The sequence below is a fragment of the Streptomyces sp. a15 genome (genome assembly GCF_059026085.1).
In genome coordinates, this window is record NZ_JBWLKM010000026.1 from 56425 (window position 1) to 72738 (window position 16314).

A 16314-nucleotide genomic window follows, 5' to 3' on the forward strand; every position below is an offset into this window, starting at 1 on the left:
TCCCGCCGAAGCGGGGCACCTATCACCGGGGGCGCCCCACCTCTGCAATCCCGCGCGAGGCACCCGGACCGAGTCCCCGGTGCAAGCCTCACAACCCCCACACCCCCCTCCGAGGAGGATCTCCCGTGCACGACGTCATAGGGCTGCCTGACAGGCACATCAGACGGTTGGCGGCCCTGGCCGCCCTGCTCATGGGACTGGCCCTGCTGACCGGCCGAGCAGTGTCGCCCGCGTATGCCGCCACCGACACGGCCATCACCGTGGACGGCACCAGCGGTGGACGCACCTTCGACGGCGTGGGCGCGATCAGCGGCGGCGGCGGCAACACCCGCCTCCTGGTCGACTACCGTCCAGCCAGCGCAACCAGATCCTGGACTACCTGTTCAAGCCCGGCTACGGCGCGTCCCTGCAGATCCTCAAGGTCGAGATCGGCGGCGACACCAACTCAACCGACGGCTCCGAGGCCAGCTTCGAGCACTCGAAGGACGACATGGACTGCAACGCCGGCTACGAGTGGTGGTTGATGGAGCAGGCCAAGGCCCGTAACCCCAACATCAAGCTCTTCGCCCTGGCCTGGGGCGCCCCCGGCTGGATAGGGAACGGCAACTTCTACTCGACGGACGGGATCAACTACCTGATCGACTGGATGGGCTGCGCCAAGCAGCACGGCCTGAGCATCGACTACCTCGGCGGCCAGAACGAGAAGACGTACAGCGCCTCCTTCTACGAGAACCTGAAGTCGGCCCTGGCCGCGAACGGCTACACCTCGACCAAGCTGGTCGGCAGCGATGAGACCAACTGGAACATCGCCACCGCCATGAAGACCGCCAGCGCCCTGAACAACGCCGTGGACATCGTCGGCGCGCACTATCCCTGCACGTACGCGTCCGCGATGACCACCTGCTCCTCCTCCGCCGACGCCCAGTCGCTGGGCAAGCAGCTCTGGGCCAGCGAGAACGGCTCGGAGAACGCCGAGACCGGGGCGGCCCCGGTCGCCCGTGCCATCAACCGCGGCTACCTCGACGCCAAGATGAGCGCGTACATCAACTGGCCCATGCTGGCCGCCGACTACCAGAACCTCTACTTCCACGACCAGGGCCTGGTCACCGCGAACCAGCCGTGGTCCGGCGCCTACAGTGTCTCCCGCACCGCCTGGTCCATCGCCCAGACCACGCAGTTCACCTCACCCGGCTGGAAGTACCTCGACAGCGCCTCCGGCTACCTCGGCGGCGACCGCGCCAACGGCAGCTACGTCAGCTACGCCGCGCCCGACAAGAGCGCCTGGAGCACCGTCTTCGAGACCATGGACGCCACCGCGTCCCAGACGGTCACCCTCGACATCGCCGGCGGCCTGCCCGGCGGCACCCTGCACGTGTGGTCCACCGACCTGTCACAGCCCGGCGGCGCCACCCCGCGCATGGTGCAGAACAGTGACCTGACGGCCAACAACGGCACGTACACCCTCACCCTGGACCCCGGTCACGTCTACACCGTGACCACCACGACCGGCCAGGGTGCCGGAACGGCCACCTCGCCCGCGCGCAACCGGCTCGTCATGCCCTACTCGGACTCCTTCGCCGGCTACAGCACCGGGCAGGAGGCGAAGTACTTCGCCTCCATGAACGGCGCGTTCCAGGCCGCCCCCTGCACCGGGGGCCGCACCGGCCAGTGCCTGCGCCAGACCGCACCCCAGAAGCCGATCGTCTGGTGGTACCCGGCCACGAACGCCCTCCAGCCCTACACCCTCATGGGCGACGTCGGCTGGAGCAACTACACGGTCAGCTCCGACGTACTGCTGGAGAAGAGCAGCAGCTCCGCAGAGCTCCTCGGCCGTGTCGGCACCCAGACGAAGTTCAGCGCCGGGGGGATGAACGCCTACCACCTGCGCCTGTCCGACACCGGATCCTGGTCGCTGTTGAAGACCGACACCGCCGGCAACAAAGCGTGGAACTGGACCACCCTTGCCAGCGGTACCGTCACCGCTCCCGGCACGGGCACCTGGCACAACCTGTCGCTGACCTTCCAGGGCAGCACGATCATCGCCAAGATCGACGGAAACACCGTCGGCACGGTCACCGACACGAGCTACGGTGCGGGCCTGGCCGGCCTGGGCACCGCCGGCTACTACCCCGTCGAATACTCCAACTTCTCCGTCACCCACGAGCCGGTCAGCGACCTGTCCGGCACCTACAAGATCATCAGCGCCAGCACCGGCAAGGTGCTCACCGCCTACAACGGTGGAACCAGCGACGGCACGCCCGTCGTTCAGAAGACCGACGCGAACAGCGGCAGCCAGCAGTGGAAACTGGCCTACACCAGCGGCGGCTACCTCACCATCACGGGTGTCACCAGCGGTAAGTCCCTCGACATCAACGCGGCTTCCACCTGGCCCGGCACCCAGTTGCAGCTGAAGACCCCCAGCGGGAGCGTCAGCCAGCAGTGGCTGATCGCCCCGGGCGACAGCGGCAGCTACACCATCGAGTCCCGGTCGAACGGGTACAAGGTGGACGTGTACAAGGGTGGGACCACCGACAACACCCCCATCGACCAGTGGTACACCAACGGCGGCAGCAACCAGCGCTGGAAGCTGGTCAAGGTGGCATGACCGGCTGAGCAACCGAGCCCTTGGGTGGGGCAGGCCCGACCCCCGGCCTGCCCCACCCGTGCGCCGGGGGCCATGAGATCCGCCTGCTCTGCGGCGCCCCCGCCGGGCGACGGGTTGAGCAGCCAGTGACAAGCGCCTTACCGAAGCAGCCGGGCTGCCGCACGGCTCGCTGTCGCATGGCGCCGTCGGCTTTCCGGCAGGGGCCTCCACAACGCTGACGTTCATCTGCTCGAAACCTTGACGCACTCGATCACCGCTGGGCACACTGCGCGGAATACGTTTTCCCAACGCGCCCCGAGGGGCAGGCATGACGTTCTCGAAGGCCCGCTGTACATCCGGGAGGGCACTGTGACACAGGAAGCACGGATCTTGGAGCCGCCGCAGAGCTCAGCCCCCGATGGGTGTCCGGCCGGACCAGTGCCCATGTCGTCGCGCAGCCGTTGGTGCGTCCACCGTACGGTCCCGAGCCGCCAGCGCCCCGAGTCGTTACGCGACGTCTCGGCTGGAGGCGTCACGACAGGAGCCGGTACCTCACCACCACAGACGACAAGAAGAGGACAATGACAGCAAACCGAAGACTTGTGTCACGAGCGACAGCCGCCGCACTGTGTGCGCTGGCCGTCGTGCTCGCGTCGATCGTGCTCATCCCCGCGCAACGGGCCTTCGCCGCGGGCACGACGTACTACGTGAGCGCGAGCGGCAACGACAGCAACACCGGAACCAGCAGCAGCACGCCCTGGCGCTCGCTGAGCAAGGTGAACGCGAAGACGTTCCAGCCCGGCGACACCATTCGCTTCGAGTCCGGGGACAGCTGGACCGGGCAGCTGTGGCCGAAGGGGTCCGGCGCCGACGGCTCCCCGATCGCCATCGACAGCTACGGAACGGGCGCCAAGCCGAAGATCGCCGGCCAGGGCACAGTCGGCGACGCGGTGCGGCTGAACAACCAGCAGTACTGGGAGATCCGCAACCTCGACGTGTCGAACGCGGTACCCACGGGGACGACCGACGGTTCGAAACTCGGCGACTTCCGCGGCATCGGCGTGCACGGTGACAACGGCCAGACCCTGCACCACTTCGTGATCGACTCGGTGGACGTGCACGACGTCACCGGCGAGGTCAAGTGGGTCGGCGGCAGCACCGCCGACAACAAGCCGGGCATCACCTTCCAGCAGGGCTGGGACCGCTCGAAGGACACCGGCGGCATCGCCTTCCTCACCGGCGTCCAGGACATCACCGCGCCCGGTGCCCCCACGGTTCTCGACGGCATCACCGTGGAGAACTCCACCATCAAGAACACCTCGTTCAGCGGGATTGTCACGAAGCAGTACGCCGGTGACGCGCCCGGTGCCGTCTTCACCGGCTGGGGCAAGCGAGCCACTGCCACCGACTCGAGATTCACCCCGTACACCAACGTCACGTTCCGCGGCAACTACATCACGCAGGCGAACACGCCCTTCGGCTGCAACGGCATCTACCTCACCGGCGTCAAGGGCGCACTGGTCGAAGGCAACGTGATCGACCGGGTCGGCGTCTCCGGCGTCGAGACCAACATGGCCGACAGCGTCACCGTCCAGCACAACGAGATCATGGGTACCCACCTCTCGTCGGGCGGTGCCGACCAGAATGCCCTGGACCCCGACATCGGCACCACCAACCAGCTGTTCCAGTACAACTACCTCCACGACAACGGCGACGGCATCCTGCTCTGCGCGTGCAACTCCAACGTCCAGTTCGGCAGCGTGGTGGTCCGCTACAACGTCATCACCGGCAGCACGCGGTGGAACCTCCACTTGTCGCAGACGGGCGGCACGGTGGCGAACATCTACAACAACACCTTCGCCAACACCAGTTCGACGAACATGGTGACCGGCGGCGTCTCCGGCAGGGCGACGCTGACCAACAACCTGTTCGTCTCCGGGCAGTCCGCGCCCACGTTCGTACAAAAGTCGACCATCACCTACAACAACAACGGCTACTCGGACAACCTGACGACCGTGCCCACGTCCGACGCGAACGCCGTGGTCGGCGCTCCGCAGTTCGTGAATGCCTCCGTCACGGGGCCGTACGGCGACGAGAACGGTCCGAGGCTCGGCACGGCGGCGAACTTCGCGCTCCAGTCGGGTTCGGTGTTCGTCGACGCCGGAGCCACGGTCACCGGCAACGGGGGCCTCGACAACGCCGGGTCTCCTGTGCCGATCGGGAACGGTCCGGAGATCGGTGCCTTCGAACGCGGCGCGCCCAACATCGCGTTCACGGACACCTTCGACGGCCTGGCCACGGGCGCGCTCGCCAACGGGACCAACGGGTGGCGAGTCATCTCGACCAACAACGACGTCTCCGTGGTGGAGACGCCGTCCGCCACCGACAAGAGCGTCCGGCTGACCCGCACCATCGAAGGCGGCGGCACCGACGGGACCAACCTCGCCCGGCTCTTCAGCACCCCGCTGCAGGGCGTGGTGACCATCGACACGCAGGTGATGCGCAACGACACGCAGGCCGGCTGGTTCGGGCTGCCCTATGTGTACAACGCCAGCGGCGTCCAAGCCGTCAGCGTCGCGTTCGCCCGCGGCGAGATCCACGCGTATCAGGGAACCACGGACTCCGTGATCGGTACGTACACCAATGGCAAGTGGTACCGGGTCACGCTCACCGTGGACACCGTGAACCAGCGCTTCGACCTGGACATCGACGGCCATCGCGTGCTGAACGACGCGGCGTTCCGCACCTCGATGCCGGGGATCGCGAAGGTCGCGTGGTACTCGAACGGGGGTGAGCGCGGGGCGGTGCACATGGACGACGTCCGGATCTCGCGCGGCACCGGATTCGGCCAGTGAAAGCCAGGGCCAGTCTGGTGGCGTGAGCATTTCGGTAAGTTTGCCGACACGGTAAGCGCTTCCTCGTCCGCCATGATGCTCAGCTCAGGATGACGTCATGAAAATGAGGAATCGAATCTGCCTGGCCAATAGCGGCCAGGCAGATTCGATTGCCGACTGATCAACGTGATGAAATCTGCTGCAGCGTGGCGCTCACCACCGGCACATAGAAAGTGGCGATACCCGCCTCATTGGGATGTGTTCCCGATCCCTCTGTGCCAGGGAAACCGTTGACCAGGTCGTCGAATGTGTACTTCGCACGCTGGGTGTCATCGCGCGTGTCGAACGCGGTCTCTCCGAAGACGTCGGCAACGGCGACGTCCCACTTGCGGCAGGCTTGCAGGGTCGCCTCGCGCAGCGCCACCTGAGTGTCCCAGTCCCGCGAACCGAGCTTGTGGGCGGCGACGTACACGATGCGGGCGGTCGGCCATTTCCGCCCCATGACGTGCAGCGTCTTCTCCAACTCTTCCGCGTAGGTGCTGAGCGTGTACGCGCGGTCCCGGAAAATGGACTGCGCGTCATTGGTGCCTCCGTCGAAGATGACGAAGGCCGGCGCGATGTCGGTCGCTTGCTCGACCTGCGTGAGTATTTGTCCTCCGGAAGCATGCGGGTCGGCGCCTACGGTCGCGCCGTTCCGGGCGAACTTGGTGAGGGACATGCCCTCGCGCTCTGCAACTACGTCCACGAAACTGTGCGGGTACACATGTCCGTACACAATGCTGTCACCGAAGGCATAGACGCTCTTGCCTACCAACCCATTGTTCACATCGTCCTCCTTGCGGCTTCGCTATTCGGGTCTGATTTTAGACAGAACATTGACGAGTTGGGCGACCGGCGCGTAAATTAAGAGAGATAGAAAGCGCTTACTGTGTAGGGAATTGGAGTGTGGACACACACATGGACACAATCAACACCGGATTGCCCGGGGGCGTCGCCATCTCGCATCTGTCGGTGTACGACTGGCCTGCCGCCGACGGGGCGTGCGGCGGCACGCCTCACATGCACCTGGCGTGTTCAGAGGCTTACGTCGTCACCGGCGGACGCGGGGCCGTGCAGACGCTGACCGCTTCCGGGTACGAGGTCACTCCGCTCCAGGCCGGCACGGTCGCCTGGTTCACGCCGGGCACCATCCACCGGCTGGTCAACGAGGGTGATCTGCGGATCACCGTTCTGATGCAGAACAGCGGGCTGCCGGAGGCGGGGGACGCAGTCCTCACGCTGCCCCCGCGGTACCTGACCGATCCGGAGACGTACGCCCGCGCCACCGTCATCCCGGCCGACGCGCCCGAGGAGGAGCAGGAGCGCGCCGCTCGGGCCCGGCGGGACCTCGCTCTGGAGGGCTACCGGGCACTTCGGGAGGCCGAGGGGCCACAGGCCCTGGCCGCGTTCCACCGTGCCGCCGCCGCGCTCGTACGGCCCCGCATCGCCGAGTGGCGCGAGCGGTGGCGACAAGGTGCCGAGGCCTCCGCCGCGGCCACCGGGGCGCAACTCGACTGGCTGGAGCGGGGGGAGTCCCCCCACCTCGCAGATGCCGCCGTGCGGTCTGAACAGCCCGCTGCCCACGGGAAGTTCGGGATGTGTGGCCGGCTTGACGTCTACGCGAACTGAGGGCGATGCGCACCTGAGGACGCGCGGCGTGCGCGGCCGGTTCGGCCCGCACCCACGGCCGGGCCGGATGGGCGGTGCAGGCGCAGGGGACGGACACGGTCCGCCTGCTCCGCGCCCACTCCGGCAGCGGCGCTGGTCACCGCATGCGGCTGAGACGCCCTGCCGACGGCGGCTCGGCCGTCGACTCCCGCCAGACGATCCGAAACAGGGAGCCCTCAGTCGTCTCGGGCGGGCTGCCCCTCAGACCCGCGATCAGCTTGGCCATGGCCGTACTGCCCAGTTGTTCGAGCTCCACGTCGACGGTGGTCAGTGACGGGGTCATGAACTGTCCGACCCCGGCGTTGTCCCAACCGGTCACGCTGAGGTCGCCGGGCACGTCCCAGCCGCGCTCCCGGGCGCCCCGGACGACGCCGGCTGCGACGAGGTCGTTGGCCGCGATCACCGCGGTCGGCCGCGCATGGCTCGGGAGCGACCGTATCGCCTCGATGCCGGACTCTCCCGACCAGTCTCCGTCGAAGACCCCGACGGACTCGACCTCGAGGCGTTCGACGGTGTCCAGATAGCTCTGCTTGCGCGCCCTCGCGGAGGCGAACTGCGCGTCGCCCGCCACATGGAGGAACCGGGAGTGACCGAGCGCCGCCAAGTGCTCGATCATCCGCACCAGGGGCGTGGCGTCGGCCAGTTGCCCGATGCCGCGCATCTCGTCGTCGAAGTCGGCCGAGATCACCACGGCCGTCCTCTGGTGCAGTTTGCTCTCCACGGCGGGCAGCACGGGGGCGAGGGAGAGGATGCCCTCGTACTGTCCCGAATCGGCGAGCTCCAGCAGGCGTTCGCTCCTCGAGCGTACGCCGCCCCCGGCGCTCACGACATCCACGAAATACCCTGCGGCCTGCGCCGTCGCGCTGGCACCCGCCAGCATGCGTGAGGGGTTGAAGGCCATGGCGGGCATGAGGATCGCCAGTCGGCCGGTCTTTCGCGTGCGCATCGACCGCGCCACCAGGTTGGGACGGTAGTCCAGTTCCCGTATGGCCTTCTCTACGCGTTCCAGGGTCGCGGGCTTCAGCCCACCGTTGAACCGCAGATACCGCGACACCGTCTGGGGTGACACACCGGCGAGCCGCGCCACATCCGTGATCGTAGGCCGTCGTCGCGCCGTGTCAGCGCCATCCATCCGCTTCCCCCACCCTTCCGCCAACGTTCGGTGAAGTCAGAGACTACACACTCTTGACGCAAAAAGTGATCGTTCACTATGGTCCTCGCAACCCACAAAGTGAACGATCACTTTTCGGGTGACGCGTGGCCCGGGACGGGCCCGCACCACTGTGTGCCGATGCCGCCGCTCAAGGGAGCAGTGCCGTGAGCTCCATCAACGAACTACGCCGGCTGCGCGGGTCCCAAAAGGGCGTGCGACAGCAGAACAAGGCGGCGTTCTTCTTCCTACTGCCATGGTTCGTCGGGCTCTTCGGGATCACTCTCGGCCCGATGCTGGCCTCGCTCTACCTCAGCTTCACCAAATACAACCTGTTGCAGCCGCCGCAGTTCAACGGAGTCGAAAACTGGACGCGCATGCTCGATGACGAGCGTCTGCACAAGTCGCTCGAAGTGACGTTCAGCTACGTCCTCGTCTCCGTCCCGCTGCAGCTGGCGATGGCCCTCGGGCTCGCCCTGGTGCTGGACAAGGGAGTACGGGGTCTCGCCTTCTACCGCTCCGTCTTCTATCTGCCGTCCCTGATCGGCGGCAGCGTGGCGATCGCCGTGCTGTGGCGCGCGATGTTCGGGACCAACGGCCTTGTCAACGAGGCCCTGGCCCTCGTCGGTGTCCAGGGGCAGGGCTGGATCTCGGAGCCGGGAACGGCGCTGTCGACCCTCGTCGTCCTGAACGTCTGGACCTTCGGCTCCCCCATGGTGATCTTCCTCGCCGGGCTGCGGCAGATTCCGACCTCCCTCTACGAGGCGGCCTCCGTCGACGGCGCGAAGCGCTGGCGCCAGTTCCGCAGCATCACCATTCCGCTGCTGACACCCATCATCTTCTTCAACCTGGTGCTGCAGATCATCCACGCCTTCCAGACCTTCACCCAGGCCTTCGTGGTCTCCGGCGGTACCGGAGGGCCCGCCGACTCCACCCTCTTCTTCTCGCTGTACCTGTACCAGCGCGGGTTCGGCCACTTCGACATGGGGTACGCGTCCGCGCTCGCGTGGGTCCTGCTCCTCATCGTCGCGGCCTTCACCGCCGTCAACTTCTGGGCCTCAAAGTACTGGGTGTTCTACGATGACTGACCGCACCGCAGCCGTACCCCCCGCGCTGCCCGCCCCCCGCCCTCACGCGATACGCCGGATCAGGCGTGCGGTGCGCGCCCCTCTCAAGCACTGCCTGCTGGCTCTCTGCGCCCTGACGATGCTCTACCCCGTCCTGTGGATGGTGGTCAGCTCGCTGCGGCCCAACAACCAGATCTTCCGCAGCGCGGGACTCGCCCTGACGCACCCGCACTTCGAGAACTACAGCAACGGCTGGAACGCCTTCTCCCAACCGTTCAGCCACTACATGATCAACTCAGCAATCGTCGTGACCGGCGCGATCCTCGGGAACCTCCTCGCCTGTTCCCTGGCCGCATACGCGTTCGCGAGGCTGGAATTCCGGGCGAAGCGCGTCTGGTTCGCCGTCATGCTCGTCACCATCATGCTGCCGATCCACGTGATCATCGTGCCGCAGTACGTCCTGTTCTCGGAGCTCGGCTGGGTCAACACGTTCCTGCCCCTGATCGTGCCGAAGTTCCTGGCGACCGACGCCTTCTTCATCTTCCTGATGGTGCAGTTCATCCGGGGCATCCCGCGCGAGATCGACGAGGCCGCACGGATCGACGGAGCCGGGCACGCGCGGATCTTCTTCTCCCTCATCCTCCCGCTGATGGTCCCGGCCCTGGCGACCACCGCGATCTTCACCTTCATCTGGACCTGGAACGACTTCTACACCCAGCTCATTTACCTGACCGACCCGGACATGTACACCACTCCCCTCGCGCTGCGCACCTTCGTGGACCAGCAGAGCGCGACGGACTGGGGCTCGGTGTTCGCCATGAGCGTCGTGTCGCTCGTTCCCGTCTTCCTCGTCTTCCTCGCAGGGCAGCGCTTCCTGCTGCGAGGCATCGCGACCACCGGCGGCAAATAACCGCGGGGGCTACTGCCGGACACGCGGAGGCGACCGAGTCATGGCCGTTCGGGAGTACCGCAGGCACCGATCCGACCCACTTATCAGCCACAGGAGAACCACATGAACCCCAGCCCCTTCAGACGCGTCGCGATCGGGGCGGTCGCCTCACTCTCGCTCGTACTGACCGCTTGCAGCGGCGGCAGCAGCGGGTCCGCTCCCGAGCTCAGCGACAAGCCGGTCACCATCCGTGCCACCTGGTGGGGTGCGGACGCCCGCGCCCAGCTCACCGACGAGGTCATCAAGGCGTTCGAGAAGAAGTACCCCAACATCAAGGTCAAGGGCCAGTACAAGGACTGGAACGGCTACTGGGACGCGCTCGCCACGACGACCGCGGCCAAGGACTCTCCCGACGTCGTCCAGATGGACGAGCTGTATCTCGCCTCGTACGCCGACCGCGGAGCGCTGTACGACCTCGGCAAGGCCAAGAAGCTCCTCAGCACCTCGCAGTTCGACGACCAGGCCCTGGCCACCGGACAGGTCAACGGAACGCAGTACGCGCTTCCCGTCGGCGTCGGCGTCCTGTCCATCCTTGTGAACACCGACCTGTTCAAGAAGTACGGCGTGAAGGTTCCCGACGACAAGACGTGGACGTGGGACGACTACGCCAAGATCGGGAAGGAGCTGACGGACAAGAGTGGCGGCAAGATACATGGTGCGGCCGGCGCGCCCGGCTTCTCCGCCGGCGATGTCAAGTACTGGGCTCGTCAGCACGGTGAAAACCTCTTCGACAAGGACGGCAACGTCTCGTTGAAGCCCGAGACGCTCGCCGGGATGTGGAAGTACGGTCTGGACCTGCTCTCCTCCGGGGCCAGCGTCAATACGTCGACGATGGTCGAGGACCTGACCGCGGGTGTCACCGCCGGCAGCTTCGCCACCGGCAAGGCGGCCATGATGGGGGTGTACAACACCCAGATCACCGCCATCCAGCAGGCCACGGGCGCCCAGGTGCAACTGCTGCAGATGCCCCGCGTCGGCAACACCAAGGCGAACTTCTTCAAGCCCTCGATGTACTGGGCGGTCTCGAGCCAGAGCGCGCACCCGGCCGAGGCGGCCGCGTTCGTCAACTTCGTGCTCAACGACCAGAAGGCCGCCGACATCCTCAAGACGGAGCGCGGAATCCCCGCCAACAAGGAGATGCTGAAGCACCTCCAGCCGACTCTGGCCGGGACCGACAAGGCGGCGGCCGACTACATGAACGCCGTGACCCCGGGTGAGTCGCCGGTCGTGACCCCCAACGGCGGAAGCGGCATCGAGCCGGAGCTGCAGCGCTACAGCCAGGAGGTCTACTTCAAGAAGACCTCGCCCGAAGCCGCCGCGAAGGCCTTCATCAAGGAGCTCCAGGGCGAGATCGACGCGGCCAAGTGACCTCCTTCCGGGGGCCGTCGCCGCTGCCCACGGCCCCCGGGAGCCCCCACGAGAAGTGGGTCAGGAACCAAGAGAGAGAAAACACCCATGCCCAGCCCCCGGCCGCCGTACCGCGTGGCCATCATCGGCACCGGCGGTATCGCCCACGCTCATGCCGAAGCCCTCACCGAACTCTCCGAACGCGCCCGGCTGGTCGCCGCCGCCGACCTCGACCCCACCCGTGCCGCCGAGTTCGCCGACCGATTCTCCGTGCCGCACGTCTTCAACGACCCGCAGGCTCTGCTGGAGAGCGAAGACCTCGATCTCGTACACATCTGTACGCCCCCGCAGACCCACGTACCGCTGGCAACCACGGTGATGCGGGCCGGCGTCACCGCCTTGGTGGAGAAGCCGACGGCACTGAGCCTGCGCGAGATGGACCAACTGGCCACGGTGCAGGAGCAGACCGGCTCCAAGGTCCTGACCGTCTTCCAGCACCGCTACGGCGCGGCGGCGGTACGGCTGCGCCGGCTGGCCGGCTCCGGCGCACTGGGCCGGCCACTGGTCGCCACCTGCGAGACCCTCTGGTACCGGCCCGACGCGTACTTCGAGGTGCCGTGGCGGGGGCGCTGGGACGTCGAGGGCGGCGGCCCCACGATGGGACACGGCATCCACCAGTTCGACCTCATGCTGTCGGTCCTCGGCCCCTGGTCCCAGATCACCGCACTCGCCGAGCGCCAGACCCGGCCCACGGACACCGAGGACGTCTCGATCGCCGCCGTCCGGTTCGACAACGGGGCCCTCGCCACGGTGGTCAACTCCCTGCTGTCCCCCCGGGAGACCTCGCGCCTGCGCTTCGACTTCGAACACGCCACGGTCGAACTCGAACACCTCTACGGCTACCGCGAGGAGCACTGGCGGTTCACGCCGGCCCCCGGTCACGAGGATCTCTCGGACCTCTGGACCGACGGTGACGAGCCGGACATCACGAGCGGACACAGGCTCCAGATCGAGGCCGTGTTCGATGCCTGGGAGGCCGGTGAGGAACCCGGCGTCTGCCTGTTGGACGCGCGTCGCACGCTGGAGTTCGCGGCGGCGACGTACGCCTCCGCCTTCCGCGGTGTCCCCGTCGCCGCGGGCGAACTGACCGACGACGACCCGTTCGCGCTCAGCATGGACGGCGGCGCCGTGCCGTGGGAACCGGTCAAGGGGGCCCTCGTATGAACGCTCTTGAGATCCGCCACGACCTGGGTACCTCGGTCACGGTCCGCGACGGCGGCACCGAGTTGTTCCGCTACGTGTACCAGCCGGACACCGTCCAACTGGAATCGCCCAAGCCCTACATCCACCCCCTGCGCACCCGGGCCGGCAAGGTGGTCAGCCTGTTCCGTCCCCACGACCACGTGTGGCACAAGGGCATCGCGTGGTCCCTGCCCCACGTCGGCGAGGAGAACTTCTGGGGCGGTCCCACGTACATCCATGGACGCTTCTACGTCCAGCTGCAGAACAACGGAACCCAGGCGCACCGCCGGGTCGTCGACCTGGACAGGGCCGACGGGACGGCGACGTTCGCCCACGACCTGGACTGGACCACGCAGTCCGGCGCGCTCTTCTTCACCGAACGCAGGACACTGCGAGCGAGCCTGCTCTCCCCGGACGCCTGGGCGTTGACGTTCGAGACGCGGATGACGAACGTCTCCGGAACGGACGTCGCCCTGGGGTCCCCGACCACCAAGGGACGGGAGAACGCCGGCTACGGCGGCCTGTTCTGGCGGGGCCCTCGGTCGTTCACCGGCGGGCAGTTCGTGACCGAGGAAGGCCTGGGCGGCGACGAGGTCCGCGGGCGGCGCATGGAGTGGATGGGCTTCGCGGGCCGCCACGACGAGACGGACGCGCAGTCGCTCGTGCTCATGGTCGACGACGCGGCCAACCCGAGTCACCCGCCGCAGTGGTTCGCCCGGACCGAGGAGTTCGCCTGCCTCAACCCGGCACCGTTCTTCAGCGAGGAGCTGACCGTCGCGGACGGCGCGACCGTGCGGTTCCGCTACGGCGTCGGGATCGCCGATGCCGACGCGAACGCGGCTCCCGCACTCGCCGACGCGGTACGCCGGGTGCTCACACCGTCGGGTACGCCGTCCGCACATGCCGCAGAATCCTCTGCAGGGCGCTTCGGGACGGAGTGATCCGTTCCCTGCTCGCTGTAACCCCCCGGCGTGCACTCCCCGCTCACCAGGGAGTGCACGCCTTCTTCGCTACCCCGGCTGCTGCGATCGCCGTAGCCGCAAGTGCCTGCGAACGTCAGCGAGGCACTACCAGACACGTACGAGGCCGATGGTGGCCCTGATTGTCCGCTCGAACGCAGGACGTCCCCCGCCTGCGTCACCTTTCGCCCGCTGATGCCACAGGCCCCGGCCCGTCGAGGACTGCCGCCACATGACCCGTCGGTGCGAGGCAGACTTCCTCGACTGTGGGCACGCAGTAGTGCGGGTTCACACCCGGCTGATGGCCGGCGCACGACGCTCAGCCCGGGAACGCGGGAAGTCCGTCCCGAGCGATGCCGAGGCGGTGGCCCAGGTCGCTCCGCGCGAGCCCAACCTGCCCAAGGCATGCCTGGACGGCCCGAGTCGGCATATCAAGCTGTTGGTCGACCAACGGGGCCCGGTGACCCAGCGCACCGCAATCGGCAACAAGCTGCGCCGGTTCCTGCACGAACTCGACCCGGAGCTGGCCGTCGCCTCTCGCGGCCTGCGCCGCCTGTACATCCTGGACCACCTGGCCCAAGCCTTGATCCAGCTAACGGGACGCTCGCAGCCATTCCTGCCGAACTGGTCGCGGACTGCCGCCGTCGCTCACCTTTGGTGCTGCAGCCGTCGTGGAGTGCATCCTCGTGTACGCGCGTGGCCCCAAGTAGTTCCAGAACCTCGTTGACGTTGCACCGGGCCGATTCTGTCCAGGCCGCCTCCACTTCGCCGTAGTGGCGAGTCGTCACGAAGGGCGACGGCCAGCACCTCGTTCTTGCCCGACCCGGCGCTGAGGAACAGCACCTCGACGACCACCACATTGACGATGACGAACGCCCACATCGCCCAACGCGCCGCGGCCCCGCAAGCACGGTGCCAAGGACGACTGTTCGCTGCCGTCACCCTCCAAGTACACCGGTGTTACACACCTGGGCGCTGCCGGGGCGCCTTCGCCTGCGCGCGGAGACCTCGCCTGGTGGAGCAATCGCGGCGGAGCTGCACCCGGCGATTCCACAACCGTTACAGTGATTCCGACCCTGTCCACCGCGCCGGAGCCGACCTTGCCGAACCTGTCCCACCTCGAGGAGATCTTCTCCGACGAGGGTGACGGTGCCGCCGGCCCCGTGCGGTCGCCCGGCTGGCAAAGCGACGTATCGCCGCAGGGACTCACGGTGACATTGATCGCCGACTACACGTTCCCCGTCCGGGCGTGGTTGCCGTCGGCGGCGATCGTGGCACTGCTCGGAGAGTTCAACGTGACCGCGGGTGCCGCCCGTACGACGATCAGCAGGCTGATGCGCCGAGGGGTGCTGGAGAGCAGCCGGCAAGGGCGGTACAGCTCCTACCGGCTGACATCGCAGGCCGCCGTCGATCTGTGGAGCGGCGCCAGTTCGATCGCCACCTTCACCACCCAACCCGACTCATGGGACGGTCGGTGGACACTGATCGCCTTCTCCGTCCCGGAGCAGGAGAGCACGCGGCGGCGCGCGCTGCGCACCGCGCTGCGGTGGCGCGGATTCGCGCCGCTGTACGACGCGCTCTGGGTGTCGCCGCACCCCCTGACCCCCAAGGGGCGGATCGAGGTGGCCGACCTGGCGCGGGGAGCGGTGACCGTGTTCCGCGCGCGGCAGGAGGAACTGGACACGGAGGCCGACCGCAACCCGGTCGAGGCGTGGGACCTGCCCGGCATCGCCGAGCACTACCGGGCTTTCATCGACCGTTGGTGCGGACTGCTTCCGCACATCAGCACCGACCGTGTCACCGGTGCCGACGCGGTGCGCGCACGGACCGAGGTCATGCACGCCTACCGGCACTTCCCCATTCTGGACCCGCTGCTCCCCATCGGGCTGCTGCCGCCCGGCTGGCCCCGGTCGCGGGCGCGGGAAGTCTGCGTCGCGGTGTACGACGGACTGCTCCAGCCGGCCCAGGACCATGTCCGCTCCGTGGTGACCAGATTCGCGCAGGGGCCGCACCCCGACATCAGGGCCCATACGATCGCCGGCATGAGTGCGGGTGTCGGCCACGGCTGACGGCGGGCCGCCGAGAGTGTGATCGGGCGGGCTTCGAAGGCGTCACACGGTGCCTCCAGCGCCTGCGATCTGTCGAATCCGCGTCGAAGACAACAGAGTTGGGCGCCAATGATTGACAGATCGGCGCCCGATCGGGAATGTACCTGTTGCAGGACATGTGGGAACGCTCCCAGAGTTGCGGCACACGACGAGTGGAAGGAGAGGCACCCTTGCGCCGCTTCCGCAGAATCAACACCTCCCCATCAGACAGGCGGGCAGGTGGGCGCGGAGGGCCGCTCCCACAATGAGTCACGGTTCGGCCGGTGTTCAGCGGCTCGCCGCGTCTCTGCCGGCAAGGCCACACCACGCCGATGACCACCACGGGCAGGACCGGAACGTCCTCCGCCGTGCGCGATTCGCCGACCTG

At 67.4% G+C, this 16314-nt stretch carries 11 protein-coding genes; 9 read left to right on the top strand and 2 right to left on the bottom strand.

Going from position 1 to position 16314, the window contains the following annotated elements:
• Window positions 1-406 precede the first annotated feature (406 nt).
• Together AC5P09_RS25620 and AC5P09_RS25625 are read left to right on the top strand one after the other, a co-directional pair.
• Entirely contained in the window at window positions 407-2605 is a 2199-nt protein-coding gene (locus AC5P09_RS25620) for an RICIN domain-containing protein (RefSeq protein WP_493876150.1), read from the top strand.
• A 581-nt stretch (window positions 2606-3186) separates the two neighbouring features.
• On the top strand, window positions 3187-5439 hold the full coding sequence (locus AC5P09_RS25625) for a right-handed parallel beta-helix repeat-containing protein (protein WP_493876118.1): 2253 nt from the start codon (window positions 3187-3189) through the stop codon (window positions 5437-5439).
• 160 nt (window positions 5440-5599) lie between these two features.
• Here the strand turns inward: AC5P09_RS25625 and AC5P09_RS25630 are convergent, their stop codons facing one another.
• Window positions 5600-6244, bottom strand: a complete 645-nt coding sequence (locus AC5P09_RS25630) for an SGNH/GDSL hydrolase family protein (protein WP_493876119.1) — start codon at window positions 6242-6244, stop codon at window positions 5600-5602.
• Window positions 6245-6375: 131 nt separating this feature from the next.
• On the opposite strand from AC5P09_RS25630, the gene AC5P09_RS25635 reads away from it, so the two are divergent.
• Window positions 6376-7086 (top strand): cupin domain-containing protein, encoded by a 711-nt coding sequence (locus tag AC5P09_RS25635; RefSeq protein ID WP_493876120.1) that lies wholly within the window; start codon window positions 6376-6378, stop codon window positions 7084-7086.
• A 136-nt stretch (window positions 7087-7222) separates the two neighbouring features.
• On the opposite strand, the gene AC5P09_RS25640 is transcribed toward AC5P09_RS25635, so the two are convergent.
• Window positions 7223-8212, bottom strand: coding sequence for a LacI family DNA-binding transcriptional regulator (locus AC5P09_RS25640; RefSeq protein ID WP_493876121.1), 990 nt, complete (start codon window positions 8210-8212; stop codon window positions 7223-7225).
• Between the two features lie 239 nt (window positions 8213-8451).
• Between AC5P09_RS25640 and AC5P09_RS25645 the strand changes: the two genes are divergently transcribed.
• The 6 genes from AC5P09_RS25645 to AC5P09_RS25670 all read left to right on the top strand — a co-directional run bounded on the left by AC5P09_RS25645 (window position 8452) and on the right by AC5P09_RS25670 (window position 15908).
• Entirely contained in the window at window positions 8452-9363 is a 912-nt protein-coding gene (locus AC5P09_RS25645) for a carbohydrate ABC transporter permease (protein ID WP_435844942.1), read from the top strand.
• Window positions 9356-10252, top strand: a complete 897-nt coding sequence (locus AC5P09_RS25650; protein WP_359314581.1) for a carbohydrate ABC transporter permease — start codon at window positions 9356-9358, stop codon at window positions 10250-10252. Before AC5P09_RS25645 ends, AC5P09_RS25650 begins: the two co-directional genes overlap by 8 nt.
• 102 nt (window positions 10253-10354) lie before the next feature.
• A complete protein-coding gene (locus AC5P09_RS25655) occupies window positions 10355-11659 on the top strand; it encodes an ABC transporter substrate-binding protein (protein ID WP_493876122.1) in 1305 nt (434 codons plus the stop codon).
• An 87-nt stretch (window positions 11660-11746) separates the two neighbouring features.
• Window positions 11747-12862 (top strand): Gfo/Idh/MocA family protein, encoded by a 1116-nt coding sequence (locus AC5P09_RS25660; RefSeq protein ID WP_493876123.1) that lies wholly within the window; start codon window positions 11747-11749, stop codon window positions 12860-12862.
• The gene (locus tag AC5P09_RS25665; protein WP_493876124.1) at window positions 12859-13821 is read left to right on the top strand and encodes a DUF6807 domain-containing protein; all 963 of its coding nucleotides are present in this window, start codon (window positions 12859-12861) and stop codon (window positions 13819-13821) included. Before AC5P09_RS25660 ends, AC5P09_RS25665 begins: the two co-directional genes overlap by 4 nt.
• A gap of 1082 nt (window positions 13822-14903) precedes the next feature.
• Window positions 14904-15908 (top strand): PaaX family transcriptional regulator, encoded by a 1005-nt coding sequence (locus AC5P09_RS25670; RefSeq protein WP_493876125.1) that lies wholly within the window; start codon window positions 14904-14906, stop codon window positions 15906-15908.
• Window positions 15909-16314: the final 406 nt, after the last annotated feature.